The sequence below is a fragment of the Bradyrhizobium sp. NAS80.1 genome (assembly GCF_001908205.1).
Taxonomy (GTDB): domain Bacteria; phylum Pseudomonadota; class Alphaproteobacteria; order Rhizobiales; family Xanthobacteraceae; genus Bradyrhizobium.
Genome location: NZ_LGHL01000098.1, coordinates 15,791 through 41,966 on the forward strand (window position 1 = coordinate 15,791; position 26,176 = coordinate 41,966).

Here is a 26,176-nt window from a genome sequence, read left to right on the forward strand (position 1 = left end):
AATATCATGCTGAGAAGAACGTTTCTGATGCTTGCGACGTCGCTGGCAACCGTCTGCGGCGGCAGCCATGTCTACGCTGCGTGCAGTCCTGACTATACCGGCGTCACGCTGACGGTGGCATCGCAGACCGGCCCGTACATTGCGTCGGCACTCAAGCTCGGTGCGGACGAGTGGACCAAGAAGACCTGCGGCAAGGTCAATGTTGTCGAATTTCCATGGTCGGAGCTCTATCCGAAGATCGCGACGTCGCTGACCGCGAACGACGCGACGTTCGATCTCGTCAGCTTTGCGCCGGCCTGGTTGCCGGACTTCGTCGCCTATCTCAGCGAGATGCCGAAAGAAATGCAGGCAGGAAAGGATTGGGACGACGTCGAGGCCGCCTATCGCGAGCGCCTGATGGTCTGGGAAGGCAAGATCTACTCGCAGTCCATGGACGGCGACGTTCACACCTACACCTACCGCAAGGATCTGTTCGACGATCCCAAGGAGAAGGACGCGTTCAAGGCCAAGTATGGCTATGACCTCGCGCCGCCGAAGACCTGGAAGCAGTATCTCGACATCGCCGAGTTTTTCCAGCGGCCGGACAAGGGGCTGTGGGGTACGGCCGAAGCCTTCCGCCGCGGCGGTCAGCAGTTCTGGTTTTTCTTCAGCCACGCGGCCGCCTACACCAACAATCCGAACTATCTGGGCGCGATGTTCTTCGACCCCGAAACGATGGACGCCCAGATCAACAATCCGGGCTGGGTGAAGGGGCTCGAGGAGTACATCCGCGCTTCGAAGCTCGGTCCTCCGAACGCGCTGAACTTCTCCTTCGGCGAGGTCAACGCAGCCGTGGCCGGCGGCCAGGTGGCTGAGTCGATCGGCTGGGGCGACACTGGCGTGATCGCGGCCGACCCCAAGCAGTCGAAGATATCAGGCAAGGTCGGTTCGGCGGTGCTGCCCGGCTCCGACGAGATCTGGAATGCGAAGACCAAGAAGTGGGACAAATTCCCGGCGGTGCTGCCGGCTCCTTTCATGGCGTTCGGCGGCTGGCAGATTGCGGTGCCTAAGGCCGGCAAGAACCAGAAGGCGGCCTGGGACTTCATCAAGACGTTGACCAGCCCCGAGGTGTCCGGCCAGGCCGCGATCACCGGCGGCACCGGCGTCAATCCCTATCGCAAGTCGCACACCGCTAACCTGGAGCTGTGGAACAAGATCTTCACGCCCGTGGAGGCCAAGGAGTATCTCGGCGCCCAGGCGGACTCCGTCAACGGCAAGAACGTCGCGCTCGACATGCGTTTACCCGGCTATTTCTCCTACACCGAAGTGGTGGAGATCGAACTCGGCAAGGCTCTTGCCGGCCAGACCACGCCGCAGGCCGCGCTCGACACGGTGGCGAAGGAATGGAATCGGCTGACCGACGAGTTCGGCCGCGCCAAGCAGCTCGCTGCCTATCGGGCGGCGATGGGCCTGCCACCCAAGAACTAACGTGCTGGCGAGAGGCCCGGATGGCTCGCAAGCGCCATCCGGGCCTCGATCGCGCGCCAATGAGACAAAACAGGACTCCATGGCTAACGTCGAAATCGATAACGTCTCCAAGGCATACGGACCCTACAAGATCATCGAAGGGCTTGATCTCACCGTGCGCGACGAGGAGTTCGTCGTGCTGGTGGGGCCGTCGGGCTGCGGCAAGACGACGACCCTGCGCATGATCGCGGGGCTGGAGACCGTCAGCGGCGGCACCATCCGCATCGGCGGCCGTGACGTGACGAACCTTCGCCCCGGCTTGCGCAACTGCGCCATGGTGTTCCAAAACTATGCGCTGTATCCGCACATGACCGTCGGTGAGAATATCGGCTACGGCATGAAAGTGCGGGGCGAACCGCGCGCCGCCGTCGAAAAGGCCGTCAAGGACGTCGCGCGCGTTCTCAACCTCGAGCAATATCTCGATCGCCGCCCCAAGCAATTGTCCGGCGGCCAGCGCCAGCGCGTGGCTATCGGCCGCGCCATCGTGCGCAGCCCGGACGTCTTCCTGTTCGACGAGCCGTTGTCCAACCTCGATGCCAAGCTCCGGATCGAGATGCGCACCGAGATCAAGGCGCTGCATCGGCGGCTTGCCAAGACCATTGTCTATGTCACTCACGATCAGGTCGAGGCCATGACCATGGCGGACCGCGTCGTCGTGATGAACGGCGGCCGCATCGAGCAGGCAGCCGATCCGATTACGCTTTACGAGAAGCCCGCTAATCTCTTTGTTGCCGGGTTCATCGGCGCGCCCAGCATGAATTTCATCCACGGCGAGATCGTTGCGCGTGATGGAGCGCTGTGCTTCACCGAGCCGTCCGGCACGATGCTAACGTTGCCGAAAATCCGTGAGGCCGCCTATGCGCGCAGCGTAGGCAAGCCCGTCGTCCTTGGCGTGCGGCCGGACCATATTAGCCACCACGGTGCACCGGCCGGTTGCGCGATCCGCATGGTCGTGAAGGATGTTGAGCCGCTCGGTCCCCACACCCTCGTGATCGGAAAGATCGGCGACGTTCCGTTCACCGCGCAGATGCAAGTCGGCGTCGCCGCGGAGCCGGATCGCCCCTTCGACGTCGCGCTCGATCTCGACAAGGCGCATCTGTTCGACAAGTCAACCGGATGCGTCATCACGGCGTGATCCAGGGAATTTCGCCGGCAACAACAGGAATTTCGCTTGGGAAGATAAACTGAAGCGCGGCGACTGCCTTCACGCGACCACCGCGGACCGGAGCTGTCGGCTAGGAATGCTCCAGCATCCCTCCGCCAAAGCGCGGGTGCCTAGCTCCACAACGCGTGGCGTTACTATTGGTATGCGATCAAGTGTTGGGAGATATCGTCCGCCGCAGCCTTCAGTGCGGGCATATATTTCTTGAGTAGCGCCTTTGGAGAATGGCGCGCCAGATTTGTGGACAGGTTGATAGCGGCGACCGTGCCGCCGTTAGCGCCGTAGATCGGGACGGCCATGCCGAACGCACCAAGTTCGAGTTCTTCGACAACCATGCTCCAGCCCTCCAAGCGGACCTTTTCGATTTCGTGTTCGAGCTTGCGAACGTCGGTCACCGTCGTTCGCGTCCATTGACGCCTTTCCGAATTGACCAGCACCGCCGAGCATTCGTCCTTCGGCAGACCTGCAAGAAGCACGCGTCCCATAGACGTACAGAATGCCGGGATACGACTTCCGGTGGTCAATCCGCGTCGCAGTACGCTCGTGACCTCGGCGCGTGCGATGTAGAGGACATCTGCGCCGTCGAGCACCGAGATGGCGACGACCTCGTCGGCCTTGCGGGATAGTGTCTCGATCACGGGCTGCGCCACCTCCCGCAGCGATAGCGACGACAGATACGAAAAGCCCAGTTGAAGAATGCGCGGAGTCAGCATGAAGTCGTCACCCTCCTGGCGTGCCATTCCAAGAGTGACCAGCGTGTATAACAGGCGGCGGGCGCCGGCCCTCGGCAGATTCGCGTGCCGTGCGACATCGGTGAGGGTTAGCTTGCGGTGATCACCGAACGTCGAAATGACGGCGAGCCCCTTCGCGAAAGCTTCGACAAAGGTGTCGCTGCCGCCCGGCCACTTCGAGATGTCTGTCCACGGATCGCTGACACGTACGGGCATTATATTGCCAAACCCCTCGGCTTGTGGCTTATCGTTGTTCGATAGTCGACTTTAAGTTCGACAGTCGAACATTGGAAGAGGGGAGATGATGCGACGATCGTTTAATTTGCTGAAGGTTCTGGCTCTGGGCGCGGCCTGTCTGGCGGCTTCCACCGCGCTGGCCCAGGATTTTCCGAGCCGGCCGATCAAGATCGTCGTACCCGCCGCGGCCGGCGGCCCCACGCATATCACTGCGCAGATGCTCGCGGAAAAGATGCAGGCATCTCTCGGCCAGCCGGTGATCGTCGAGCCAAAGCCCGGCGCCGGGAACAATCTTGGCGCGGACTTTGTCGCGAAAAGTGCACCGGATGGTTACACGCTCCTGTTTGCCACAACAGGCACGCACGCGATCAACCAGACACTGTTCAAGAAGCTGACGTTCGATCCGATCAAGGATTTCGAGCCGGTTTCACTGGTGGTGCAATATCCGCTGATGCTTGTTGTTTCGTCGAGCTTGCCGGTGAACTCGGTCAAGGAACTGATCGAGTACGCCAAGAAAAATCCCGGAAAGCTCAATCGCGCATCCGGTGGAATGGGTACGTCGATGCATCTGTCGGGCGAACTGTTCGTCAAGATGGCCGACATCGATGCACCTCACATTCCATACAAGGGCAGTGCGCCTGCGCTCAACGATCTCATGGGCGGACATGTTCAGCTAATGTTTGACTCCATGATTACGGCCATGCCGCTCGTTGAGGGTGGTCAACTACGCGCGCTGGCAGTCACAGGCAAAAAGCGCTCTCCAGTGCTTCCCAACGTGCCAACCATCGCCGAAAGCGGGCTGCCGGACTACGAGGCGACTGGCTGGACCGGCATAGTGGTGCCGGCGGGGACGCCGCGGGATGTCATCATTAAGCTGAATGGCGCGATCGTGGATGCGATTAGGTCACCCGCTGTGCAGGAGGCATTCAGGAAGCAGGCGGCAGAGCCCGTTGGTTCGTCACCGGAAGAGTTTGCTGCGTTCATTCGTCAGGAAACCGACAAGTGGGGTGCCACCATTCGCGCCGCGGGCATCAGTGCTGACTGACTTTTGTCATCTGTCATTCCTGAATCGGAAGAAGAGCGCTCATGCTACAATCCCTGGTCTCCGAGAAGAAAATCGATTGTGACGTTCATGTCACATTGCCGACGACAGCGAAGCTGGTGCCGTATCTCGACGACTACTGGCGTGAGCAGGTCACTACGCGTGGAATCGATCGTCTGGAACTGACCAGCGACATCTCGAACATCAGTCCGGCCTTGCGGCCGGACTGGAAGGCGAGCAGCGATGTTGAGACCGTCCGGACTCTGGCGCTGGAACCGTTCGGCACCGATATCGCCATCTGCAACTGCCTTTATGGCGCTCAGGCGGTCTACAATGCAGACCTCGCCGTGGCGTTGTGTCGTGCGATGAATGACTGGCTTGCCGAAGAGTTCCTGAGCAAGGACGAACGGCTGCGCGGATCGATCGTCTTACCCTGGCAGCATCCGGAGAAGGCCGCGCTGGAAATCGAGCGGCTCGCATCCGACCGGCGATTTGTTCAAGTGTCGATGATCGCCATGGGCGATATGCCGCTCGGCCGTCGCGCCCTCTGGCCGATCTATGCGGCTGCCGAGGCCCACGGCTTTGCAGTCGGGATTCATGCCGGCACCACCTATCGGTTTGCACCCTGGACCAATGGATGGCCTTCCTATCACATCGAGGATCAGGCCGCACAAAGCGTCGGTGTGCAGACGCAATTGCTCAGTCTGATTACCGAAGGTGTGTTCGAAGAGTACCCGAAGCTGAAGGTCGTGTTGATAGATTCCGGCGTGACATGGCTTCCGCCGTTCCTGTGGCGCATTGACAAGCTTTGGCGAGGCCTGCGGATGGAAGTCCCCTGGCTCAAGAGGTCTCCAACAGAAATTGTTTCGGAGCATGTACGCCTGACGCTGCAGCCGTTCGATGGTCCCAAAGATGCGCAAGTGATTCAGGAATTGGTCGCGCAGATTGGTGAACACATGCTGCTCTTCTCAACCGACTATCCCCGCTGGAATTTCGACGGTACTGACGCCGTGCCGCTAAGAGGGCAACCGGATCTGATGCGAAAGCTTCGCACGGAAAATCCATTTGAAACCTACGCTCGGTTGCGGGAGGTCTGACATGACGGTGATCGAGAGCCCTCAAGTGGGAACCGCGAGGAAGGTGGATGCCGGAATCATCGATTGCGATATTCATCCGCTTCCGAAGAGCCCCAAGAGCCTGTACCCGTTTCTGGCCAAGCGGTGGCAGGAGCATTCCGAGCAATTCGGCGGGCATCTGCGGCAACCCTTCATTAACACGACGCAGTATCCGCGTTCGGCGCCGTTGATTTGCCGCCGCGATGCATGGCCACCATCCGGCGGCCCCCCCGGGCTCCGATCTCGACTTCATGCGGGAGCAGCATCTCGATCCGTTTAACATCATCAACGGCATTCTCATCCCGCTGTTCGGAAACGTCGGAAGCGAGCGTAACCTCGGCTACGCCGAAGCGCTCGCCACGGCGCACAACGATTGGCAGGTAGCGGAATGGCTGGACAAGGAATCGCGCCTGCGCGGCACGCTTGTCGTTTCGCAGGACGATCCCGTTGCCGCGGTGAAGGAAATCCAACGCTGCGCACGAGACCGGCGCTTTGTTCAGATCATGTTGGCGCCGCGCAGCAGCGAGCCGCTCGGGCGGCAACGCTACTGGCCGATCTATGAAGCGGCCGAAGCTCACGACCTGCCGCTTGGCATTCATTCCTATGGCATCGGCGGTCACGCGTCGACAGGCGGCGGCTGGCCGTCATTCTATATGGAAGAACATTACGCCACCACGATGGGCGGGCCGGCGACCATGAGCAGCCTCGTTCTTGAAGGCGTGTTCGAGCGTTTCCCCAAGCTCAGGGTTGTTCTGGTGGAAATCGGCTTCGCGTGGGTGCCCAGTTTTGTCTGGCGCATGGATCGTTTGTGGGAGCGGATGCGCAGCGAAATCCCTCATCTGATTCATCCGCCGTCACATTATGTGAAGCGAAATTTCTGGTACACGACCCAACCGATGGAGGAGCCGGGCAGGCGGGACGACTTGCGCCGCACTTTCGATTGGGTCGGCTGGGACCGGCTGCTGTTCTCCACCGACTATCCGCATTGGGATCAGGATGATCCTGCGTACGCCTTCAACATCAAGCTGACGCCCACAGAGCGCCGACAAATCTGCCGCGACAACGCCGAACAGTTCTACCGGTTCTGAGCATGCCGAAACATCGTATCGCTTTCGTCAAGGAAATCCCGCCCGGGAGCAACAAAGTCGTGAACATTCGCGGCCGTGAAATCTGCGTTTTCAACGTGGGTGGTGACTTTTTCGCGCTGCTCAATCGTTGCCCGCATGAGGGCGCAAAGCTCAGCCGTGGTGTTGTCGTTGGGTTGCCGGAATCGGAAACGCCCGGCTGTTACAAGCTCTCGCGGCCTGGTGAAATTCTCCGGTGTCCTTGGCACGGGTGGGAATTCGATTTGAAGACAGGCAAGTCGCATTGCGATCCAGAGCGCTTGTTCACGAAGCAATACAAGACGTGCGTCGAGAACGAGACCGTGGTCGGAGGACGCGAGCTTCAAGCCGAGACATTCCCGGTCGTCGTCGAAGACGCAACGGTCTTCGTTGAAATGTGACCAGCCGTTGCGACATTCCCTACAAAATGCACAAGAAGAGAAGACGATGAGCGAAGATGGTTGGCGCGCGATCTGTCAGGGTAGCGATCTCAAAGAGGGCGGGATGTTGCCCTTCGAGGTCGGCCAGTTTCAGATCGCCCTCTACAAGGTGAACGGCGAGATTTTCGCAACTGACAATGTGTGCACGCATGGCATGGCGCTGCTGACGGACGGCTTTCTGGATGACGATGTCGTCGAATGTCCGCTGCACGGCGGCAGGTTTAACATCAAGACGGGGCAAGCACTGTGTGAGCCGGTCGATTGCGACGTGAAGGTGTATGAGATCCGGCAAATCGATAGTCGAATCGAGGTTTTGCTTGGCGAGTAGTTTGACGGACTCGCGTTATTCCAAAGCAAGGAGCAACATGCGACCAAGGAACGCACCAATGGGATACACGAGGTGCCCAAGTCGAATGACTTGAGGCGTGGACACAGGCCGGCGGGGGCGCTGGTCCGAGGATGAGAGGCTCAAGATCATTTTTCTCTTGATATGTCCTCCAAGATGAAGACATATACGTGGGAGTTCGCATCGGCGCGTGCCGATACGTCATATCCCCGATAATGGGGGGCGGGACTTCGAAAAACGGAAAGCGGTAGGCTGCAAAGAGCAGGAGCTCGGCGCCCGCCACCAAGACGCTGGAGAAGCGGCATGGTGAAGACGGGACACGACCATCTGCAGTCGCTGCGTGATGGCAGATCAGTATACATCGATAGCCAGAAGGTGGAGGACGTCACCGTCCATCACGCCTTCCGAAATTCAGTAGCATCAGCTTGCGGGCTGTACGATTACCAATCATCTCCGGACAACCTGGAGCGAATGACCTTTGAATCGCCGACGAGCGGCAAGAGGGTCAACCGGCTTTGGCAGCTGCCTCGGACGAGGGCCGAGCTGATCGAACGCCGCCGCGCCCTCGAGGCATGGGCCGAAACCACATGCGGCATGATTGGGCGTTCGCCGGACCATGTAGGATCGTCGCTCGCCGCGATGTACATGGGGCGTAAGATCTTCCAACAGTACAATCCGGCCCGTGCCAAGGCGTTGGCGGACTACTTCGAGTATGCGCGGGATAACGATCTCTATCTTTCTTATGTTATCATCAACCCGCAAGCCGATCGGTCAAAGACGACGTCTGACCAGCCGGGCGGCGACCTTGTCGCGCGGATTGTAGATGAGGATACGCAGGGCATCACCATTCGCGGCGCCAAGATGCTCGGCACCAGCACGATCTTTGCCAACGAGCTCATGGTTTCGGGCTTCATGGGCCTGCAGGCCGGCGAAGAGGATTTCGCCTTCACCGCCATGGTGCCAATGAGCGCGCGAGGTTTGAAGGTGTTCTCGCGCAAGTCATACGAGGCGGCGGCACCGTCGACCTTCGACAATCCCCTAGCAAGCCGTTTCGATGAGAACGACGCGGTCATCTATTTCGATGACGTGAAGATTCCGTGGGAGCGCGTGCTTGTCCATCGCGACGTTCAGATGGCGCAAGCACAGTGGTACGACACCCGTGCGCACGTCTACCAGAACTATCAGTGCCAGGTTCGCCTGATGGTCAAGTTGCGGTTCCTCGCGGGCATCGCGCGTCGAATCGCGGAAATCAATGGCATCATTAACTACCCAGCCGTGCGCGAAACCCTTGGCCTGCTCGCCGCAAAGATCCAAGGGGTCGAGGGAATGGTCATCGCGATGGAAGCGGCCGGTGAACAGTTCGGCGAATACTTTCTGCCGAACCGCGCGATGGTTGCGGCATCGCAGGCGATTTCTCAGCAAATCTATCCCGAAGTCATCGAGACCCTACGTACCCTCGCTGGCGGCGGACTCATCATGCTGCCTTCGCGGGCCGAGGATTTTCATAATCCGGAGTTCGCGCGGATCATCGAGAAGACGCAACGCTCCTCGATCGTCTCCCCGCAGGAACGCGTGAAATTCTTTAAGCTGGCCTGGGATGCGATCGGTTCGGAGTTCGGTTCGCGCCATCACCAGTATGAAATCTTTTACTCGGGCCCGACATTTGTTACGCGCGGGCACGCCTTCAAGGCCTTCGACTGGGATGGCGCGAAAGGCCTCGTGGCCTCGCTGATGGATTCTTATGACCTGCCTGCCGCGCAAAGCGGTACGGCGGTTGCGGCTGAATGACATCGCTGCTCTTTGCGAACGGAGTTTGCGATGTCAAAGAACTCGGCTTCTCGGCCGGATGCGGCCGTTACCTTGCGAAGATGCCTCGGCAACTTCGCAACGGGTGTTGCGATCGTCACCTACGATGGACCTGACGGTCCGCGAGGGCTGACCGTCAACTCGTTCACCTCGGTTTCCCTCGACCCGCCGCTGGTACTCATCTGCGTCGGCATCAACTCCCGTGCGGCTGGTTTGCTTCCCGGCGCCTCGTTTGCGGTCAACTTCCTGCACGCGCGGCAAGGCGAGTGTGCGCGCCACTTCGCGGGACGCGCCTCCCTGACCTTCGAGCTTGAGTGGCGGCGCGAATCCGGGTCGCCGCTCCTCGCCGACAGCTTGGCCTGGCTCGCCTGCGAACCATGGTCCGTGCACGAGGCCGGCGATCATCTCATCGTGCTGGGCAGAGTGGTTGAATTCGGGGCGGGAGATGAGGACCCCCTGTGCTTCTTCCGGGGGGCATTCCAGCAATTCCCGCCACTCTCGATGAGCCCGTCCAGGGCTTAGAGCATCCGCCGTTTTCACGAGGAAACAGACATGTCGATAATCAATCGATCTCTCGCAGTTCTGGGTTTGGTGTTGGTTACATGCGGTGCCACTCAGGCGCAGACGTCAAAGCCGATCAAAGTCGGTGTATTCGTGGCCGTGACCGGTCCCGGTTCATTTCTAGGCGATGCTTCCAAGAAGACGTTTGAACTCTACACGCAGCAGTTCAACAAGAACGGTGGCGTCGACGGCCGTCAGATCGAGCTCGTGCTCTACGACTCCAAGACCAATCCAAAGGAAGCCGCGTCGCTGGCTAGAAAGCTCATCGACCAAGACCAGGTCGACGTGCTGATCGGCGCCAACACGACCGGCGAGGCGATGGCCGTCGTGCCGTTTGTCGAGGAAGCAAATATTCCGTTCATCGCGTTGGCCGGCGGATCGGTCGTCGTCGACCCCGTGAAGAAGTGGGTGTTCAAGACGCCGCACACCGATCAGATGTCAGTCGAGAAGATCTATGCGCAGCTGCGCAAGGAGAAGCGCAGCAAGGTCGCGCTGCTTTCGGGTGCGGCCGGCTACGACCAGTCGTGCCGCAAGAACGCCAAGGAACTTTCGGCGCGCCTAGGCATCGATATCGTCTCCGACGAGCAGCATGGCTCGGGCGATACCGATGTCACCACCCAGTTAACCAAGATCCGCGGCAGCGGAGCGGACGCGTTGATTTACTGCGGTGCCGGCGCGCCGTCGGCCTTGGTCGCTAGGAACTACAAGCAGCTGGGCCTGACCCTGCCTCTCTATATGACCGTGGGCGTTGCCTCGCAGGCCTACATCGAAGCTGCCGGTCCCGCCGCGGAAGGTTCTCGGGTCACGGGATCGGCGATCCTGGCCTTTGCTGACATGATGCAGGACGATCCGATCTACAATGTCAGCAGGTCGCTGCACGATGGCTATGTCGCAAGCTACAAGGAAGAGCCGTCAGCATTCTCCGGTTACGCCTACGACGCGCTTTTGCTGACTGTCGAGGCGCTGCGCCGCGCCGGCACGACGGACAAGGCCAAGGTTCGCGATGCGCTTGAAGGCCTCAAGAACATTCCGGGTGTCAACGGCATCTATAACTTTTCAGCAACGGACCATCTCGGCTTCTCGGCAGATTCTATGTGGATTGTCGAGGTCAAGGATGGCCGCTACCGCAAAGTCGACTGACGCGTAGGAAGATAAAGGCGATGGTCGATTTCCTGCAATTCCTGGTCGCCGGTCTAAGCCAGGGCGCGATCTATGCTCTGGTTGGCCTCGGCTTTTCCGTGATCTATCGCGCAACTCACATTGTGAACTTCGCGCAAGGTGAGTTCGTGATGATCGGCGGCCTGGGAACGGCGGGAGCCCTGAGCTTCGCTCTACCGATGCCGTTGGCGATCCTGTCGGCACTTGTTGCCGGATGTGTTGCCGCGCTGGTGCTGGATTTGATCGTCATCCGGCTGGCGCGGTTTGCACCGGCGCTGTTGCTGATCATCGTGACCATCGGGGCTTCCGTTGCCTTGCGCGGCGCGGCCCAGTTGGCCTGGGGGCGTAACTTCCATTCGATTCCGTCGCCTTTCGGCTCCGAACCACTACATGTCTACGGGGTCGCGATCATGCCGCAGGTTATCTTGATCTTGGTGACGACCGTGGGCGCGGTTGTGGGACTCCAGTGGTTTTTCCGGCGAACGCGCTTCGGTCAGGCGATGCTTGCCGCCGCGATCAATCCGACGGCCGCCAGCCTCGTCGGCATCGAGTTGCGTCACGTCTACACCGCGACCTTTCTGATCGCGGGTCTGCTTGGCATGATCGCGGGCCTGCTGATCACGCCGCTTGCAATGGTGCATTTCGAGTCCGGCCTCGCGTTTAGCTTAAAAGGCTTTGCTGCAGCGATTCTCGGCGGGTTGGGCAGTGTTCCCGGCGTCGTGGCGGGCGGCCTCCTACTCGGCGTAGTTGAGTCTTTGAGCGCCGGTTACGTCTCGTCGGCCTACAAGGATGCGATTGCATTCCTCCTGATCATCGTCGTGCTGCTGACGCGACCGGAAGGCGTTTTCGGACGCCGCAGCACGGGGAGGGTCTGATGCCATTTTTCCCGGCACACAAACTGCCTCTGGCCGTGCTCGGCCTAGTCCTTGTTGCTCTGCCGTTCCTATTTGGCGGCAAATACCAGCTCTCCATTCTCATCCTCATCGGTATCAGTGCGATCGTCTGCGTCGGGATCAACCTGCTCGTGGGCGTGGCCGGCCAGATCAGCCTGGGCCATGCGGCGTTCTTCGGCATTGGCAGCTACGCGAGCGCCGTGTTCACGGGCGATTACGGCTGGAACGGCATTCTGGCCATGTTTGCCGGCATTTTGATCACGAGCGTCCTGGCAGCCACCGTCGGCTGGCCGATCCTGCGCCTCAAGGGCCACTACCTTGCAATGGCGACCTTGGGGGTCGGTCTGGTCATTCAGCTTCTTCTGATCCAGGAGGCAGGCATCACCGGCGGCCCTGACGGCCGCGCGGTTAAGGCGCTGACCATCTTCGGATTGCGCGTCAAGGGTGAGTGGGCTTGGTACTGCATCGTGGCGGGTGCACTCTTTGTCGTGGTCTGGGGCGCGCAGAATCTCATGTCGTCGCCGTGGGGCCGGGCGCTCCGCGCATTGCACGCCTCCGAGCCTGCGTCCGCCGCGGCCGGCATTGATGTCCACCAGATGAAGGTTGCGATCTTCGCGGCGTCTGCTGGCCTCGCGAGCTTTGCGGGGAGTTTGTATGCGCACGCTCTCGCTTTCGTGACGCCCGACCAGGCGAGCTTTCTGCACTCGGTTGAATTCGTGGTGATGATCGTCGTGGGCGGCCTCGGCAGCGTTTATGGCAGTCTGGTGGGGGCGGCGATCCTCATCGTGCTTCCACAGGTTCTATCGAGCTTGAGCGATTACGAAAATCTCGCCTTCGGCGTTCTGCTCATCCTTGTCGTTTATCTGCTGCGTAAGGGCATCGTGCCGACGCTGCGTCTGATAGCCGTCGGAGGTGGACGATGAGCGGACTCTCGATCAACGACCTCAAGGTCCATTTTGGCGGCATCCGCGCCCTTGACGGCGTCGATCTGACGTTCGGGTCGAGTGGCATCCATGCGTTGATCGGACCGAACGGTGCGGGAAAGACCACACTGGTCAACGCGGTCACGGGCGTTTACGCGCCGACCGCGGGCCGCGTCTTATTCGACGGGCATGACATCACGGGACTGCCAGCCCACAAGCTTGCGACGCTCGGAGTGACGCGGACGTTTCAGAATCTACAGATCTTTTGGACCATGTCGGTACTGGAGAACGTGCTCGCGGGATTTCATCTCGACAGCAGCGCCGGATTTCTGCGCGGTCTCTTGCGCGGCCCAGCGCTCGTTCGCCGAGAACGCGAGCTCACGACGGCGGCGCTCGGCCTGCTGCGCCTGGTCAACCTTGAGGCGAAGGCGAATAATCCCGCCGACGCGCTCGCCTATGGTGAGCTCAAGCGGCTCGAGATCGCCCGCGCGTTGGCGGGGCGCCCGAAGCTTCTGTTTCTGGATGAGCCGGTCGCGGGATGCACCCAGAGCGAGAAGTGCGATCTTGCCGAGGTCATTCGCAACGCGGCCCGAGAATCGGCGGTGTCGGTCGTATTGATCGAACACGACATGCGTCTTGTTATGGCAGTGTCGGATCGTGTCACCGTGCTTGCGCAGGGCCGAATTCTGAGCACGGGAACGCCGTCCGAGGTGCGCGCTGATCCCAAGGTGATCACAGCTTATCTCGGCACCACCCAAAGCCACTTGGCGGAGCAGGTCCATGCTGTTGCAGGTTGACGGGCTGAGTTGCCGCTACGGCCGTGTATCAGCGGTCAATGATGTTTCGCTCGCCGTGCGCGAAGGCACGATCGTCGCCATCGTCGGATCCAACGGTGCTGGCAAGACGACGCTGCTGCGGACACTCTCGGGTATCCATGACGCCGCGGCGGGGTGCATAGTCTTTGCAGGTTCAGATATCACGCGACTTGCAGCGGCGAAGCGTGTGGCGGTTGGGTTGGTGCAGGTGCCGGAAGGCCGCCAAATCTTCGGCGCGCTGAGCGTCGAGGAAAACCTCAAGCTGGGCGCTTATACGAGGCCGGCCAACGAGATTTCAGCCGGGCTTGAACAGGTATTCGTCCTTTTCCCCGTCCTTGCCGAGAGGCGAGCCGGCGAAGCGGGCGCTCTGTCCGGAGGAGAGCAGCAGATGCTGGCGATCGGGCGCGCGCTGATGGCACAACCGCGCCTGCTGCTCCTTGACGAGCCGTCCCTCGGACTCGCACCGATGATGGTCGAGTTCATTCTGGAAAAGATCGTCGAACTAAACCGGCGCGGTCTGTCTGTGGTCGTCGTGGAGCAGAACGCCAGTCTTGCGCTGGAGATCGCGCATGATGCCTACGTGCTCGAAACCGGGCGCGTCGTTAAATCGGGCGAGGCGTGCGCGCTGCTGCGCGATCCCGCCGTGGTCGAAGCTTATCTTGGTGGTTGAAGAAGGAGCATTGCATGCCGTTGCCGGAGAACTTGCTGATCGTCGAGGCAGTAATCGATCCAAGCGTGGAAGATCAATGGAACCGCTGGTACGACGAGGTCCATCTGCCGGAGATCGTCGATTGCCCGGGCTTCCGCTCCGGCCAGCGCTATGTTTCCGAAAGCGACGAGGGCCGAACCTACGTGTCGGTCTATGAGCTCGATGCGCCGGAAGCACTGAAAGGCGCGGAGTTCGCGTCGCGCCGCGGCTGGGGCCCGTTTGGCAGTCAGGTGAAATTCAAAACACGTCTCTACACGCGCCGCTCGCAAATTCTGGGAGAATAAACATGAGTGAAGCCGAGAGCTGGTACTGGCAGACAACTTGGAGCGATTTCCGGCGGGGCGCCACGCGGTTGCGTATGGCTTGGCCGGGCGGCTCCGCCGCAGTCTTGGTCTATGATGAGGGCGTGCCCCTGACGTCCGCAGCATTTCTTGCCAAGCTGCCGGTGTCGCTTCCGATGGTCCACGTGGCGTGGAGCGGGGACATGCTGATGGGCGCGCGCCCCGTCGATATCGGCATTTCGAGCGAGGAGAACCTGACGCGCCTGCCGCGTCCCGGCGATGTGGCATTCGACCCTAAGTACAACGAGATCACCGTTACCTACGGGACCGCGGAAGCCAAGCTGCCATCCGGCCTGAACACGCTCACGGTCTTTGCGACCGTTGTGTCGGGACTAGAGGACTTCGCGCGCTGGGCGCGGGCCCGAAGATTCGAGGGCGTCGGCACGGTCACTTTCGAGCGAGCGTGACGGCGACGCGTGCTCCGTCAATCCGGAACAATTTCAGCTGCCTCATCCAGGACGGATGAGCAATCTCCTGAAAGCCCACATTTAACAGATTAGACGACTGCAGAGCGTCTTACGATGAATATCGTGGTGCCAACGACGGCTTGATCTCGACATCGAGCCTGATCGTCGGCGTGGCGGCTGCAACGGTAGCCCCCAAGAAATACTGGTAGCCGGAGTTGCCGTGCTCGTGGCCGGAGCGATGTCGATGGCCGCAGGCGGATATGTATCGGTGAGTTCGCAAGCCGCGCTCAGATTACGGAGTGAGATCCCCAGGCCGCAAAGGATATGTGCATTCTGCCTTCTTTTGCTGCACTAGCTAACAAGACCGACCAACTCGACGACTGTTAAGCAGCCGCCAGGGCTACGACCGCGTCGATCGCTCGCTCCGATTTTTCCTTGTCGGAGTGAAGGCACCGTGCAATCCTTTGTTGCCGGACAAGCCAACAGCATCACAAGCGATCCTCCCGTCCTTCCCACGACTTCGGGGGCTAAATCATGTCCTACCCGTTGCAACATACAACCGCCCCTTGGCGCATCGGCGTGCTGTTCTCGCGAACAGGGTTCATGTCTGTGATTGAGGAGACCCAATATCAGGGGACTTTGCTGGCGATCGAAGAGATCAACGCTGCCGGTGGAATATGCGGCCGCGAACTGGTGCCCGTATCCTATGATCCCGGTTCCGATTCCGCGGCCTATGGGCACTATGCCAAGCGTCTGATGATCGAGGACGAAGTCAGCACGATTTTCGGCTGTTACACGTCGTCAAGCCGGAAGGCAGTATTGCCAGTAGTCGAACGGCTCAATGGTCTGTTGTGGTACCCAACGCTCTATGAAGGCTTTGAGGCGTCGCCCAATGTGATCTACACCGGCGCTTCGCCCAATCAGAACAGCCTCGCTCTCTGTCGGCATCTGATGGACAACTACGGGAGCCGTTTCTACTTCGTGGGGTCCGACTACATCTATCCGCGAGAATCAAATCGCGTGATGAGAGAGGTTTTGAAGGCCAATGGAGGATCGGTCGTCGGCGAGCGTTACGTGAGCGTCCACGCTCGATGGCAGGATTTCCTGCCGATCGTGCAGGATATCCGCCGTCTTCGGCCCGATGTGATCTTCTCGACAGTCGTCGGCGAGGCGACCGTCTTCCTCTACCAGGCGTATGCCAACGTCGGGCTCGACCCCCGGAAGATGCCCATCGCGAGCCTCACCACGACGGAAGCTGAGATCGCTGCCATGGGCTTCGATGTTGGAGAGGGTCATATCACCGCGGCCTCATATTTTCAGGGCATCGAGGGGGAGGCCAACGGCTCCTTCGTGAGAAAATTCAAGAAACGGTTCGGGGAGGATGCCTCGACCAATATGTGCGTGGAAGCCTCCTACTTTCAGCTGCATCTCTTCGCGAAGGCTCTTGAACAGGCCAACACCCTCGACACCGAAGTTCTGAGAGCGATGGTCCTGGGAACGACATTTGATGCGCCGCAGGGGACCGTCACGGTGAACCCCAATTCCGGTCACGCCGACCTCTGGACCCGTATCGGCCGCGCCAATCGGCAAGGGCAATTTGACGTTATCAATCAGTCAAGAGAAGCCGTGCACGCCGATCCGTTCTTGATCGGGTATGGACGTGCGACCGCACAGGCAGGAAACGTCCAATGAACGAGGCCATGCGAAAGCCCGCCGGCAACCGAGAGGCGATCGGTCGCAAGACGATGGTGCAGGAGCTCGCAGATCTGACTGCGATCGTTCTTGCCCCGATGGATGATCAAGCAACTCTGTTGCTACGAGAATTGCAGCGCTATCGCATGCGCGTGCAGCAGGTCTGGCCGATGCCTACGACCGTTCCGGGCGATGCAGACATCGTGTTTTGCGAGTATTGCCCGGATCTTGCCCGGCGCTTGCCTTGGATCCCAGGTGATGCGCGATCGGCGCTGGTCGTGATCGTTCCGGCCACGGAGCCCGTTCAGGCAGAAGCATTGTCCCATGCAACGCCCAACGCCGTGCTGCCGCGGCCGTTTTCGCCGAATGCAGTGCTTTCAAGTCTAGTTCTGGCGAGAAGTCAGTTCGCTTATGAACGTCGCCTGCGCAGCAAAATCGAAAAGTTGGACGAGAACCTCCGCTCGATGCGCACGGTCGAGCGGGCGAAAGCTATACTCATGGCAACGCGGCAGATGCCGGAGACCGAGGCTTACGGCTTCATCCGCCGGCAAGCGATGGATCGGCGCGTGTCGGCGAGCGCTGTCGCTGCGGCGATCGTTGACTCCTTCGAATTGCTTGGCTACGATCCTCAACATTAATCCCCAATAGCGGGGATTCGGCGGCGACACTGCCGCTAGTCTGACAATCGGCAACAAAGCCCTCCCAATGCTCGCGTAAGCGCGCATCGGGAGGGCTTTTTTGTTTTTCATTCCAGGAGCAAGAGAGATGGGCATTTCTAGGCGGACGTTGATCAAAAATGCAGCTGCGCTTGGCGCGTTTACTGGCGCGGGATTTCCTCACATTTGGATCAAGAACGCGGATCTTGCACGCGCAGCTGGAGGTGAAATCAAGGTCGGCGTGCTGTTCTCGCTCACAGGAACCACGGCCATCATCGAAGAGTCCCTGAACAAGGCCACGATCCTGGCTATCGAGGAAATCAACGCTGCCGGCGGGATAAAGGGAAGCAAGATCGTTCCGATCGTCGAAGATCCAGCGTCGGATCCGGCAACTTTCTCGGAGAAGGCCCGAAAGCTCGTTGTTGGCGACAAATGCGTCAGCGTGTTCGGCTCATATACGTCAGCGAGCCGCAAGGCCGTTCTGCCCGTGTTCGAACGGCAAAATAATCTCTACTGGTACCCGACCCTCTATGAGGGCCGCGAATGCTCGAAGAATGTGATCTACACAGGAGCAGTGCCAAACCAGCAGCAGGACGAATTCGTACCTTGGCTGGTCAAGAAATTCGGTAAGAAGTTCTACCTGATCGGCTCGAACTACATCTATCCGAAGGAAGAGAACAACTACTGCAAGAAGCTCCTGGAAAAGCACGGCGGCGAGGTTGTTGCTGAAGAATACGTGCCGCTCGGGCATTCTGAATTCTCGTCGGTCATCAATAAGATCCGATCGACCCAGCCTAACGTAATCTTCTCGACTGTCGTCGGCGACTCGGTCGTGGCACTGCATCGTCAATATCGTGCAGCAGGTCTGGATCCCGAGAAGATGCCGATGGCGAGCCTGACCACTTCAGAGAACGAGGTGGCGGCGATGGGCGGAGACGCGGCTGCCGGCCATTTCACTTCGGCGCCCTACTTCCAGGTTCACAAGTCGCCAGAGAACGAGAAGTTCGTTGCCGCCTACCAGAAACGCTGGGGCGCCGACAAAGTCACGCACTTCGTATCCGAGGCCTGCTATTTCCAGACCTACCTGTTCAAGCAAGCCGTGGAAAAGCTCGCCACCAGCGACATCACCCCTCCGAACATCCGTGACGCGGTGAAGGGTGCGGAGACGATCGCCCCGCAGGGCAAAGTGCGCATCGAATCCGAAAATCTCCACACGTGGCTGTGGCCGAAGATCGCGCAGTGCAAGTCGAACGGCCAGTTCGAAATTCTCGTCGAAACCAAGGAGTGGCTGAAACCCGTTCCGTATGCCGCCTATCCTGGACAGGTCTGTACCGAGAAGGGGTTAGCCGAGAAGAGCTGACGCTGGGACGTTGCCGGCCGGCGAGCGACTTCGTGTCGCCGGCCGACTTTCCGGAGAAGCGGCGTGGACCAATTTTTCGAACAGATCATCACGGGCCTCAGCATCGGATCGATCCTACTGCTCGTCGCATTGGGATTGTCGATCATCTACGGCTCCATGGGAATCATCAATCTGGCTCACGGCGAATTCGTGATGCTCGGCGCCTATACAGCGTGGCTCCTGCAGTCCCACTTCGGGCTTGGGCTGCTCGCGAGCCTCATCCCGATCTTTGTCGCGGTGGCGCTCATAGGCTGGGTCATCGAGCGCTTTGTGCTGAGTTTACTCAACAATCGCCCGCTCGACACCATTTTGGCGACCTGGGGCGTGGGCATTGTGCTCCAGCAGGGCGTTCGTCTCACGGTCGGAAGCGAACTGCGGTACGTGCAGTTACCGCCTTCGCTGTCCGACAGCATGGTCATAGTCGGGTTGTCAGTGTCATCCTATCGAGTGTTCCTGTTTCTCGTGACGATCGTGCTGTTCGCGGTGACCTGGCTACTGATGAACCGCACCACAATCGGAATGAAGCTGCGTGCAATCATGCAGGACCGTTCCGTGGCGGCATCGTTTGGCATCAACGCCAAGCGCGTTTACGGCTTGACGTTCGCTTACGGCGCCGGGCTCGCGGGCCTCGCCGGCGCGTTGGTTTCACCGCTCAAGAGCGTGTCACCGGACATGGGCACCGGCTACGTGGTCGACGCCTTCATGGTGGTGGTGCTGGGAGGCGTACAGAGCCTCGCAGGCACCGTTGCGAGCGCCTTCATACTCGGTCAACTCTCCGGCGCGATCGCCTTTTTGCAAAACGACACGGTCGCCAAGGCTCTCGTACTGCTGGCCATCGTCGTGCTGATCCGCTTCCGCCCCGAAGGGCTATTTACAACGCGCGTTCGCGCCTGAGATCAGATCGCCTGTTCATGTCAGCTAGCACATCATCTCAATTCGGAGTTTCACGGATCGGCGTGCAGATCGCACCTATCCTCATCGTTTGCGCGGTCGTCTTTGCGCTGCCTTTGGTTCTCAACAACGACTTCCTGCTCAATAAGGTCGCCCGGTATCTTGTGCTCGGCATTTTGACGATCTCGCTCGCGCTGTCCTGGGGTTTCGGCGGGATCCTCAACCTCGGCCAGGCCATGAGCTTTGGCATCGGCTCTTACGCCATGGCGATGGCCCTAAAGCTGAAGACAATCCCCGTACATACCGGCTCGGGCGGATTGCCCGACTTCATGGTGTGGAACAATGTGGCGCGGTTGCCGTGGTTCTGGGAGCCGTTCAAATCGATCAGCTTTGCTATCGCAGCCGGCATCATCGTGCCGGCGCTGGTCGCCGCCGGGCTCGGGTGGTTCATCTTCCGCAGCCGTGTCACGGGCGTCTACGTTTCGATCATCACGCTCGCTACCATGGTGGTTCTGAATCTGGTGATCATTGACCAGCAGAGTTACACCGGCGGCTTCAACGGCATCACCGACCTCGCGCAACTCGAGCTATTTGGCATCGCGTTCGATGCCTACGGCCGTGCGACCTTCTACCTCGTCGCGACCTGCGTGATGTTGAGCCTGCTCGTTGCTTTCGCCTTCACTTGCAGCCGTGCCGGCTTGATCGTACAAGCGATCCGCGACCACGAAGGTCGGGTTCGATACTTCGGCTATGATGTGGCCACCTATCAAATATTCGTCTTCGCGCTGTCGGCTGCAATCGCGGGGCTGGCCGGCATGCTTTACACGATCGTAATGGAGTTCGCTTCGCCGACCTTCCTGGGGGTGCAACTCTCGCTGTCGGTGGTTGTGTGGTGTGCGGTCGGCGGCCGCCAAAGTCTCGTCGGCTCATTCCTCGGTGCAGTGCTCGTGGCGGGCATGCAGGGTGCGCTCTCCGAATCTGCGGCGTTCCTCGAAACCTGGACGCTGGTGATGGGAGTGCTCTTTGTGTTGGTGGTGCTGTTCCTGCCGAAAGGGCTTGCCGGCTTGGCACAAGTCGCATGGCACTGGATCGTGCACCGTCGTCAGGTCACGCAGGGAATTGCCCACGGCGTCGGACGGACCAGGGAGGGTAGCGCATGACGACGCATCTCGACCTGCGCGACATCTCCGTGTCCTTCAACGGGTTCAAAGCGCTGAACGGGTTCAATATGAGCGTGCGCAAAGGTGAGCTGCGCTGCCTGATCGGTCCTAATGGTGCCGGAAAGACAACCGCTCTCGACATCATCTGCGGCAAGGTCAAGCCGACCGCGGGTACGGTTACTTTCGACGGTGCCGCTCTGCATGAATTGGAGGAGCACGAGATCGCCCGCGCCGGCGTTGGTCGCAAGTTCCAGGTGCCGAGCGTATTTCGCGATCTGACCGTGGCGGAAAATCTCGAGGTCGCACGCGCGGGACGGCCCGGTGTCTGGGCCAATTTGCGCTGGGATCTGGGACAAGCAAGGCGACCCAATGTCGAGCGCCTTGCTGAATTGGTCGGTCTCGCAGAGCAGCTGGACCGGCCGGCGGCCTATCTTTCACACGGACAAACCCAATGGCTCGAGATCGGCATGCTGGTCGCCCAGGATGCCGACCTGATCCTGATGGACGAACCGACTGCAGGCATGACCGCCCAAGAGACGCGGAAGACAGCCGAATTATTCGGGCGCTTGAAAGGCAAGCACACTCTTGTCGTCGTCGAGCACGACATGGGTTTCGTCAAAGCCATCGGCGACATCATCTCGGTAATGCACATGGGCCAATTACTCGCGGAGGGGACTGCCGCTCAGGTTGAGGCACATCCGGAAGTCCGACGCGCCTATCTCGGATCTGGAGGCATCACCAATGCTTGAACTGACCGATGTAGACGCCTTCTACGGCAACAGCCGTGCACTGCAGAATATCAACCTCAAGGTCGGGGACGGCGAGTTTCTTTCGGTGCTGGGCCGCAATGGCGTAGGCAAGACCACGCTGATGCGCAGTATCCTAGGCCTGATGGACCGGGTGACCGGGCACCTGAGCCTCGACGGTTCCGATATATCAGGCCTGCGCACCCACCAACGTGCAAAAGCCGGAATCGCTTATGTGCCACAGGGCAGGGGCATCCTGCCTCGCTTCACGGTGCGCGAGAACTTGATGCTTGGTACCTTCGCCGCAAAGTCGGCAAGCGGCATCGAGGATTGGGTTATCGAGCTCTTCCCGGTCCTTAAGGAATTTCTGAATCGGCACGGCGGGAATTTATCCGGCGGTCAGCAGCAGCAGCTCGCGATCGCGCGAGCGCTGCTAGCGCAGCCAAAAGTCATTCTCCTGGACGAGCCCACCGAAGGTATCCAACCCAACATCGTTGAGCAGATTGAGGCTGTGATCGTACGACTGAATCGCGAACGTGGCATCACCGTGGTCCTCGTGGAGCAGAACGTCTCGTTCGCGCGGCGGGCCTCTAATCGGTTTGCCCTGCTCGAGAAGGGAAGGGTGGTCGCAAAAGGCGCGATCGGCGAGCTAACGGATGATCTCATCCAGCGGCATATGGCGGTTTAACAGAACGAAGCGTCGTTCACTTGAAAGGGAGTCGGACAAATGTTGCATGGAGACATATCGAGCAGCAAGGACACGGTTGGCGTGGCCGTGGTCAACTACAAGATGCCACGTTTGCACACCAAGGCAGAAGTCCTCGATAACGCGCGGAATATCGCAAAGATGGTCGAAGGCATGAAGCTGGGCCTGCCGGGAATGGATCTGGTTATCTTCCCCGAATATTCCACGCACGGGATCATGTACGACTCCAAGGAGATGTACGAGACGGCATCGAGCGTGCCAGGCGAGGAGACAAAGATCTTCGCCGATGCTTGCCGGAAAGCCAAAGTATGGGGCGTGTTCTCGCTCACTGGCGAACGCCATGAAGAGCATCCGAACAAGGCGCCTTACAACACCCTGATCCTGATGAACGACAAGGGTGAGATCGTCCAAAAGTACAGAAAGATCATGCCTTGGGTGCCGATTGAGGGTTGGTATCCTGGGGACTGCACATACGTCTCGGAAGGACCGAAGGGCCTGAAGATCAGTTTGATCATCTGCGACGACGGCAACTACCCCGAAATCTGGCGGGATTGCGCCATGCGTGGTGCAGAACTGATCATTCGCTGTCAGGGGTACATGTATCCGGCCAAGGAGCAGCAGATCCAGATTTCGAAGTCCATGGCTTGGGCGAACAATTGCTACGTCGCGGTAGCCAATGCGGCGGGGTTCGACGGTGTGTACTCGTATTTCGGGCATTCCGCGATCATCGGGTTCGATGGACGGACACTCGGCGAGTGCGGCACGGAAGAGAACGGCATCCAATATGCGCAGCTCTCGGTGTCGCTAATCCGTGATGCACGCCAGAACATGCAGTCTCAGAACCATCTCTTCAAGTTGATGCACCGGGGTTATACGGGCCTGATCAACTCGGGAGATGGCGATCGCGGCCACGCGGTCTGCCCGTATACTTTCTACAAGAACTGGATCAGCGATCCGGAAGGCACCCGCGAGATGGTTGAGGCCATGACGCGGCCGACTGTCGGTACCGAGGACTGCCCGATCGAGGGCATTCCCAACCAGCGCGCCGCTCACCGTTGATCAATGCGTCGCCGCGCCGTCGCGATGTTTCGTGGCGGTGCGGCATGACGCGGCGACATGCATTTCACGAGATGGATTTGATCGGGGAATAACATGAGCAGTGAGACGAACACAGGGATCGTGCACCAGGCCGAGGAGCAGATCGACGAACTTCTCGGCCATGAATACGAACACGAGCCGGTACCGATGAGCGCGCGGCGGAGCGCCTTTTCCGTTACCATGGTCTGGATCGGCTTCCCGATGATAATCACCGGCGCCATGACGGGATCACTGCTGGTGCTGGGCATGGGTTTCAAGGCTGCGCTGGCCGCCATGATCATCGGCAATCTGATCATGTTCGCCTATGTCGGGGCGCTTGGCCTCATCGGCACCAATCGGGGCATGAACTTTGCGCTGATCGCGAGCATCGTGTTCGGTCGCAAAGGATATGTGCTTGCCTCAGGCCTGCTGTCGACCCTGCTCCTGGGCTGGTATGCGGTGCAGACCGGTATTACCGGGGCGCTGATTTCTTCCACCTACGGCTTAAACTACGTCGCCATGACCGTTCTGGCCGGCGTGCTTTACATCGGCATCACTTTCGTCGGTGTGAAGGGCCTGCACTGGATCGGACTTGCCTCGGTGCCGCTGTTCGTCATTCTCGGCCTGTGGGTTGCGGTCGATGCGGCCTCGACTACGACGGCATCCGCGATCTTTAATTATGCCGGCAACAATGGTGTCGCCAACATGTCGATGGGTGTGGGGCTCACGGTCGTGTTGGCGCTGTTCATCGACGCCGGCACCGTCACGGCGGACTTCAACCGCTGGGCGCCGAGCGCACGCTCGTCACTTGCGGCGACGTTCAGCGCATTTCCGTTCGCAAACCTGGTAGCGATGCTGGTCGGGGGCGTGATGACCGCTGCGCTGGCGGTACCGAATGCCAACCCATTCGGTGTCGATAACATGTTCGGCTACATGAACGGCAAGCAGCTTACCTGGCTGAGCATTCTCGCCTTCATCTTCCTCTATACCAATCTCGGCTCGGTGTGCTCGCACTGTCTGTACAACGCGGCCACCGGATGGTCGCGAATCCTCGGGACCAACATGCGTGTGATGGCGATCGTGCTCGGTTGCATCGGCATCATCGTCGCCGCCGGCAACGTCTGGGCGTACTTCATCCAGTGGCTTTCGCTGCTTGGCATTCTGGTGCCGCCGATCGGCGCAATCATCCTGGTCGACCAGTATCTGCTTCGCGTCGGTGCGCAGGCAGATGCAGACTGGCGCTCCAAGCCGTTCATCGCATGGGGCATCGGGTCACTATGCGCGTTCGCCGTGGAGAACCTGATGCCGGGACTGTCGACGGCCATCTCAGCCGCGCTCGTCGCCGGCGTCGCCTACCTCATGATCGCGCGGGTCGAGTCTCCGGTGGAGAAGGCGGCGCGCGTCGCATGAGCGACAAAGCCGAACCAAACATAGTTGAAGCAATCAAGGCCCAGCCAAACAGGCCGGCCAAAGAGACGAGAAGGGTCAATAGATGAGCGTCGATTACGAGATATACAATCTAGGCAACGTTTCCTTGCAGCGGGGCGCGACCATCCGCGACTGCAAGCTCGCTTACAAGACCTTCGGTCAGCTCAATGCGGCGAGGGACAACGTCATAGTCTATCCGACCTGGTATTCCGGCCAACACTACGACAACGAGTGGCTCATCGGGCAAGGCATGGCGCTCGATCCCGCGAAATACTTCATCATCATCCCGAACATGTTGGGCAACGGCCTGTCGTCGTCACCGAGCAACACGCCGGAGCCATACAACGGGCCGCGCTTTCCCAAGGTGACGGCCTGTGACAACGTGCGCGCGCAGCACCGCCTGATCACGGAGAAGTTCGGCATCAGTCACATCCGCCTGGTGGTAGGCTGGTCGATGGGCGCGCTCCAGACTTTCCACTGGGGGGCACTCTATCCGGACATGATGGATTTGCTGGCGCCGTTCTGTGGTTCGGCCAAGTGCTCGCGCCATAACTTCGTGTTCCTGGAGGGCGTCAAGGCGGCGCTGACCGCTGACGCCGCGTGGAACGAGGGCTGGTACACCGAGAAGCCGGCCCGGGGATTGCGCGCGGCTGCCCGCGTCTATGCCGGCTGGGGCTTCTCGCAGGCATTCTACCGCCAACAACTCGACATCAAGACGCTCGGTTACTCATCGCTCGAGGACTTCCTCGTGGCCTTCTGGGAGGGCTTCTTCCTGCCGAAGGATGCGAACAATCTGCTCACGATGTTGTGGACCTGGCAGAACGGCGACATCAGCGACAACGAGATCTACAAGGGAGATGTCAAGGCAGCACTCGGCGGCATCAAGGCGAAAACCTATGTGATGCCGGGCCAGACCGACCTGTACTTCCCGCCGGAGGACAGCGAGTTCGAGGTGGCGCACATGCCGAACGCCAAGCTCGTGTCTGTCCCCTCGGTGTGGGGCCATTTCGCAGGAGGTCCAGGCACCAACCCGGTGGACGTCACGTTCATTGATTCCAAGCTGAAGGAGCTCCTCGCGTCGTGACGATCATCCGTTGCGATCGTTCCGGACGCGTGCAAGGAGAAC

Annotated in this window: 28 protein-coding genes and 1 pseudogene; 28 read left to right on the forward strand and 1 reads right to left on the reverse strand. The window is 59.8% G+C overall.

Annotated elements, in window-relative coordinates; translation table 11 throughout:
* Window positions 1–27: 27 nt before the first annotated feature.
* A complete protein-coding gene (locus tag AC629_RS21990; protein ID WP_349531183.1) occupies window positions 28–1,467 on the forward strand; it encodes an extracellular solute-binding protein in 1,440 nt (479 codons plus the stop codon).
* Between the two features lie 79 nt (window positions 1,468–1,546).
* Complete coding sequence (locus AC629_RS21995; protein WP_084807071.1) at window positions 1,547–2,641, forward strand: ABC transporter ATP-binding protein; 1,095 nt, start codon at window positions 1,547–1,549, stop codon at window positions 2,639–2,641.
* A gap of 164 nt (window positions 2,642–2,805) precedes the next feature.
* On the opposite strand, the gene AC629_RS22000 is transcribed toward AC629_RS21995, so the two are convergent.
* Complete coding sequence (locus AC629_RS22000; RefSeq protein ID WP_084807072.1) at window positions 2,806–3,615, reverse strand: IclR family transcriptional regulator domain-containing protein; 810 nt, start codon at window positions 3,613–3,615, stop codon at window positions 2,806–2,808.
* A gap of 85 nt (window positions 3,616–3,700) precedes the next feature.
* Between AC629_RS22000 and AC629_RS22005 the strand changes: the two genes are divergently transcribed.
* The 26 genes and pseudogenes from AC629_RS22005 (at window position 3,701) to AC629_RS22125 (ending at window position 26,134) form a co-directional block, all read left to right on the forward strand.
* The gene (locus AC629_RS22005; protein ID WP_245331962.1) at window positions 3,701–4,681 is read left to right on the forward strand and encodes a Bug family tripartite tricarboxylate transporter substrate binding protein; all 981 of its coding nucleotides are present in this window, start codon (window positions 3,701–3,703) and stop codon (window positions 4,679–4,681) included.
* Window positions 4,682–4,722: 41 nt separating this feature from the next.
* Window positions 4,723–5,775 carry an amidohydrolase family protein gene (locus AC629_RS22010; protein WP_084807073.1) on the forward strand — a complete coding sequence of 351 codons (1,053 nt, stop codon included), beginning with the start codon at window positions 4,723–4,725 and terminating at the stop codon, window positions 5,773–5,775.
* A 1-nt stretch (window position 5,776) separates the two neighbouring features.
* Window positions 5,777–6,073 (forward strand): hypothetical protein, encoded by a 297-nt coding sequence (locus AC629_RS50655; RefSeq protein ID WP_502693049.1) that lies wholly within the window; start codon window positions 5,777–5,779, stop codon window positions 6,071–6,073.
* Window positions 6,045–6,881, forward strand: coding sequence for an amidohydrolase family protein (locus AC629_RS22015; protein ID WP_502693050.1), 837 nt, complete (start codon window positions 6,045–6,047; stop codon window positions 6,879–6,881). Before AC629_RS50655 ends, AC629_RS22015 begins: the two co-directional genes overlap by 29 nt.
* A 2-nt stretch (window positions 6,882–6,883) precedes the next feature.
* A complete protein-coding gene (locus tag AC629_RS22020; RefSeq protein ID WP_084807074.1) occupies window positions 6,884–7,297 on the forward strand; it encodes a Rieske (2Fe-2S) protein in 414 nt (137 codons plus the stop codon).
* Between the two features lie 46 nt (window positions 7,298–7,343).
* Window positions 7,344–7,664: a non-heme iron oxygenase ferredoxin subunit gene (locus tag AC629_RS22025; protein ID WP_084807075.1), complete on the forward strand. Its 321-nt coding sequence runs from the start codon at window positions 7,344–7,346 to the stop codon at window positions 7,662–7,664.
* A gap of 321 nt (window positions 7,665–7,985) precedes the next feature.
* Entirely contained in the window at window positions 7,986–9,470 is a 1,485-nt protein-coding gene (locus tag AC629_RS22030; RefSeq protein WP_084807076.1) for a 4-hydroxyphenylacetate 3-hydroxylase family protein, read from the forward strand.
* A 30-nt stretch (window positions 9,471–9,500) separates the two neighbouring features.
* Complete coding sequence (locus tag AC629_RS22035; RefSeq protein WP_084807077.1) at window positions 9,501–10,010, forward strand: flavin reductase family protein; 510 nt, start codon at window positions 9,501–9,503, stop codon at window positions 10,008–10,010.
* Between the two features lie 30 nt (window positions 10,011–10,040).
* Window positions 10,041–11,189, forward strand: a complete 1,149-nt coding sequence (locus AC629_RS22040; protein ID WP_084807078.1) for an ABC transporter substrate-binding protein — start codon at window positions 10,041–10,043, stop codon at window positions 11,187–11,189.
* A gap of 20 nt (window positions 11,190–11,209) precedes the next feature.
* On the forward strand, window positions 11,210–12,082 hold the full coding sequence (locus tag AC629_RS22045; protein WP_084807079.1) for a branched-chain amino acid ABC transporter permease: 873 nt from the start codon (window positions 11,210–11,212) through the stop codon (window positions 12,080–12,082).
* Window positions 12,082–13,023, forward strand: a complete 942-nt coding sequence (locus AC629_RS22050; RefSeq protein ID WP_084807080.1) for a branched-chain amino acid ABC transporter permease — start codon at window positions 12,082–12,084, stop codon at window positions 13,021–13,023. The genes AC629_RS22045 and AC629_RS22050 overlap by 1 nt, the downstream gene beginning before the upstream one ends.
* The gene (locus AC629_RS22055) at window positions 13,020–13,820 is read left to right on the forward strand and encodes an ABC transporter ATP-binding protein (RefSeq protein ID WP_084807081.1); all 801 of its coding nucleotides are present in this window, start codon (window positions 13,020–13,022) and stop codon (window positions 13,818–13,820) included. Before AC629_RS22050 ends, AC629_RS22055 begins: the two co-directional genes overlap by 4 nt.
* Window positions 13,807–14,508, forward strand: a complete 702-nt coding sequence (locus AC629_RS22060; RefSeq protein WP_210419090.1) for an ABC transporter ATP-binding protein — start codon at window positions 13,807–13,809, stop codon at window positions 14,506–14,508. Before AC629_RS22055 ends, AC629_RS22060 begins: the two co-directional genes overlap by 14 nt.
* Window positions 14,509–14,522: 14 nt before the next feature.
* Complete coding sequence (locus tag AC629_RS22065; protein ID WP_143199342.1) at window positions 14,523–14,831, forward strand: DUF4286 family protein; 309 nt, start codon at window positions 14,523–14,525, stop codon at window positions 14,829–14,831.
* 2 nt (window positions 14,832–14,833) lie between these two features.
* A complete protein-coding gene (locus AC629_RS22070) occupies window positions 14,834–15,295 on the forward strand; it encodes a DUF3830 family protein (RefSeq protein ID WP_084807084.1) in 462 nt (153 codons plus the stop codon).
* A 125-nt stretch (window positions 15,296–15,420) separates the two neighbouring features.
* A pseudogene (locus AC629_RS22075) lies at window positions 15,421–15,578 on the forward strand (VIT1/CCC1 transporter family protein); the annotation flags it as partial.
* Window positions 15,579–15,829: 251 nt separating this feature from the next.
* A complete protein-coding gene (locus tag AC629_RS22080) occupies window positions 15,830–16,987 on the forward strand; it encodes a transporter substrate-binding domain-containing protein (protein WP_084807085.1) in 1,158 nt (385 codons plus the stop codon).
* Window positions 16,984–17,625, forward strand: a complete 642-nt coding sequence (locus AC629_RS22085; protein WP_084807086.1) for an ANTAR domain-containing response regulator — start codon at window positions 16,984–16,986, stop codon at window positions 17,623–17,625. The genes AC629_RS22080 and AC629_RS22085 overlap by 4 nt, the downstream gene beginning before the upstream one ends.
* A 100-nt stretch (window positions 17,626–17,725) precedes the next feature.
* Window positions 17,726–19,003, forward strand: coding sequence for a transporter substrate-binding domain-containing protein (locus AC629_RS22090; RefSeq protein ID WP_245331963.1), 1,278 nt, complete (start codon window positions 17,726–17,728; stop codon window positions 19,001–19,003).
* Between the two features lie 63 nt (window positions 19,004–19,066).
* Window positions 19,067–19,936: an urea ABC transporter permease subunit UrtB gene (urtB, locus tag AC629_RS22095; protein WP_084807088.1), complete on the forward strand. Its 870-nt coding sequence runs from the start codon at window positions 19,067–19,069 to the stop codon at window positions 19,934–19,936.
* Between the two features lie 62 nt (window positions 19,937–19,998).
* On the forward strand, window positions 19,999–21,093 hold the full coding sequence (gene urtC, locus AC629_RS22100) for an urea ABC transporter permease subunit UrtC (RefSeq protein ID WP_245331964.1): 1,095 nt from the start codon (window positions 19,999–20,001) through the stop codon (window positions 21,091–21,093).
* Window positions 21,090–21,842, forward strand: a complete 753-nt coding sequence (urtD, locus tag AC629_RS22105; protein ID WP_084807090.1) for an urea ABC transporter ATP-binding protein UrtD — start codon at window positions 21,090–21,092, stop codon at window positions 21,840–21,842. The genes urtC and urtD overlap by 4 nt, the downstream gene beginning before the upstream one ends.
* Window positions 21,835–22,527, forward strand: coding sequence for an urea ABC transporter ATP-binding subunit UrtE (gene urtE / locus AC629_RS22110; RefSeq protein WP_084807091.1), 693 nt, complete (start codon window positions 21,835–21,837; stop codon window positions 22,525–22,527). Before urtD ends, urtE begins: the two co-directional genes overlap by 8 nt.
* A 39-nt stretch (window positions 22,528–22,566) precedes the next feature.
* Entirely contained in the window at window positions 22,567–23,604 is a 1,038-nt protein-coding gene (locus AC629_RS22115) for an aliphatic amidase (protein ID WP_084807092.1), read from the forward strand.
* A 93-nt stretch (window positions 23,605–23,697) separates the two neighbouring features.
* Window positions 23,698–25,032 carry a purine-cytosine permease family protein gene (locus AC629_RS22120; RefSeq protein WP_084807093.1) on the forward strand — a complete coding sequence of 445 codons (1,335 nt, stop codon included), beginning with the start codon at window positions 23,698–23,700 and terminating at the stop codon, window positions 25,030–25,032.
* Window positions 25,033–25,114: 82 nt separating this feature from the next.
* Window positions 25,115–26,134 carry an alpha/beta fold hydrolase gene (locus tag AC629_RS22125; protein ID WP_084807094.1) on the forward strand — a complete coding sequence of 340 codons (1,020 nt, stop codon included), beginning with the start codon at window positions 25,115–25,117 and terminating at the stop codon, window positions 26,132–26,134.
* The last annotated feature ends 42 nt before the right edge of the window (window positions 26,135–26,176 follow it).

What these genes read in the sequence shown, in the direction of transcription:
- AC629_RS22065 (WP_143199342.1), top strand. Translation starts at nt 14,523, where the DNA reads ATGCCGTTGCCGGAGAACTTGCTGATCGTCGAGGCAGTAATCGATCCA.
- AC629_RS22115 (WP_084807092.1), top strand. Translation starts at nt 22,567, where the DNA reads ATGTTGCATGGAGACATATCGAGCAGCAAGGACACGGTTGGCGTGGCC.
- AC629_RS22120 (WP_084807093.1), top strand. Translation starts at nt 23,698, where the DNA reads ATGAGCAGTGAGACGAACACAGGGATCGTGCACCAGGCCGAGGAGCAG.
- AC629_RS22070 (WP_084807084.1), top strand. Translation starts at nt 14,834, where the DNA reads ATGAGTGAAGCCGAGAGCTGGTACTGGCAGACAACTTGGAGCGATTTC.
- AC629_RS22050 (WP_084807080.1), top strand. Translation starts at nt 12,082, where the DNA reads ATGCCATTTTTCCCGGCACACAAACTGCCTCTGGCCGTGCTCGGCCTA.
- AC629_RS22080 (WP_084807085.1), top strand. Translation starts at nt 15,830, where the DNA reads ATGTCCTACCCGTTGCAACATACAACCGCCCCTTGGCGCATCGGCGTG.
- AC629_RS22010 (WP_084807073.1), top strand. Translation starts at nt 4,723, where the DNA reads ATGCTACAATCCCTGGTCTCCGAGAAGAAAATCGATTGTGACGTTCAT.
- AC629_RS21990 (WP_349531183.1), top strand. Translation starts at nt 28, where the DNA reads ATGCTTGCGACGTCGCTGGCAACCGTCTGCGGCGGCAGCCATGTCTAC.
- AC629_RS22055 (WP_084807081.1), top strand. Translation starts at nt 13,020, where the DNA reads ATGAGCGGACTCTCGATCAACGACCTCAAGGTCCATTTTGGCGGCATC.
- urtE (WP_084807091.1), top strand. Translation starts at nt 21,835, where the DNA reads ATGCTTGAACTGACCGATGTAGACGCCTTCTACGGCAACAGCCGTGCA.
- AC629_RS21995 (WP_084807071.1), top strand. Translation starts at nt 1,547, where the DNA reads ATGGCTAACGTCGAAATCGATAACGTCTCCAAGGCATACGGACCCTAC.
- AC629_RS22035 (WP_084807077.1), top strand. Translation starts at nt 9,501, where the DNA reads ATGTCAAAGAACTCGGCTTCTCGGCCGGATGCGGCCGTTACCTTGCGA.
- AC629_RS22040 (WP_084807078.1), top strand. Translation starts at nt 10,041, where the DNA reads ATGTCGATAATCAATCGATCTCTCGCAGTTCTGGGTTTGGTGTTGGTT.
- AC629_RS22125 (WP_084807094.1), top strand. Translation starts at nt 25,115, where the DNA reads ATGAGCGTCGATTACGAGATATACAATCTAGGCAACGTTTCCTTGCAG.
- AC629_RS50655 (WP_502693049.1), top strand. Translation starts at nt 5,777, where the DNA reads ATGACGGTGATCGAGAGCCCTCAAGTGGGAACCGCGAGGAAGGTGGAT.
- AC629_RS22015 (WP_502693050.1), top strand. Translation starts at nt 6,045, where the DNA reads ATGCGGGAGCAGCATCTCGATCCGTTTAACATCATCAACGGCATTCTC.
- AC629_RS22025 (WP_084807075.1), top strand. Translation starts at nt 7,344, where the DNA reads ATGAGCGAAGATGGTTGGCGCGCGATCTGTCAGGGTAGCGATCTCAAA.
- AC629_RS22005 (WP_245331962.1), top strand. Translation starts at nt 3,701, where the DNA reads ATGATGCGACGATCGTTTAATTTGCTGAAGGTTCTGGCTCTGGGCGCG.
- urtD (WP_084807090.1), top strand. Translation starts at nt 21,090, where the DNA reads ATGACGACGCATCTCGACCTGCGCGACATCTCCGTGTCCTTCAACGGG.
- AC629_RS22000 (WP_084807072.1), bottom strand. Translation starts at nt 3,615, where the DNA reads ATGCCCGTACGTGTCAGCGATCCGTGGACAGACATCTCGAAGTGGCCG.
- AC629_RS22030 (WP_084807076.1), top strand. Translation starts at nt 7,986, where the DNA reads ATGGTGAAGACGGGACACGACCATCTGCAGTCGCTGCGTGATGGCAGA.
- AC629_RS22085 (WP_084807086.1), top strand. Translation starts at nt 16,984, where the DNA reads ATGAACGAGGCCATGCGAAAGCCCGCCGGCAACCGAGAGGCGATCGGT.
- AC629_RS22020 (WP_084807074.1), top strand. Translation starts at nt 6,884, where the DNA reads ATGCCGAAACATCGTATCGCTTTCGTCAAGGAAATCCCGCCCGGGAGC.
- AC629_RS22045 (WP_084807079.1), top strand. Translation starts at nt 11,210, where the DNA reads ATGGTCGATTTCCTGCAATTCCTGGTCGCCGGTCTAAGCCAGGGCGCG.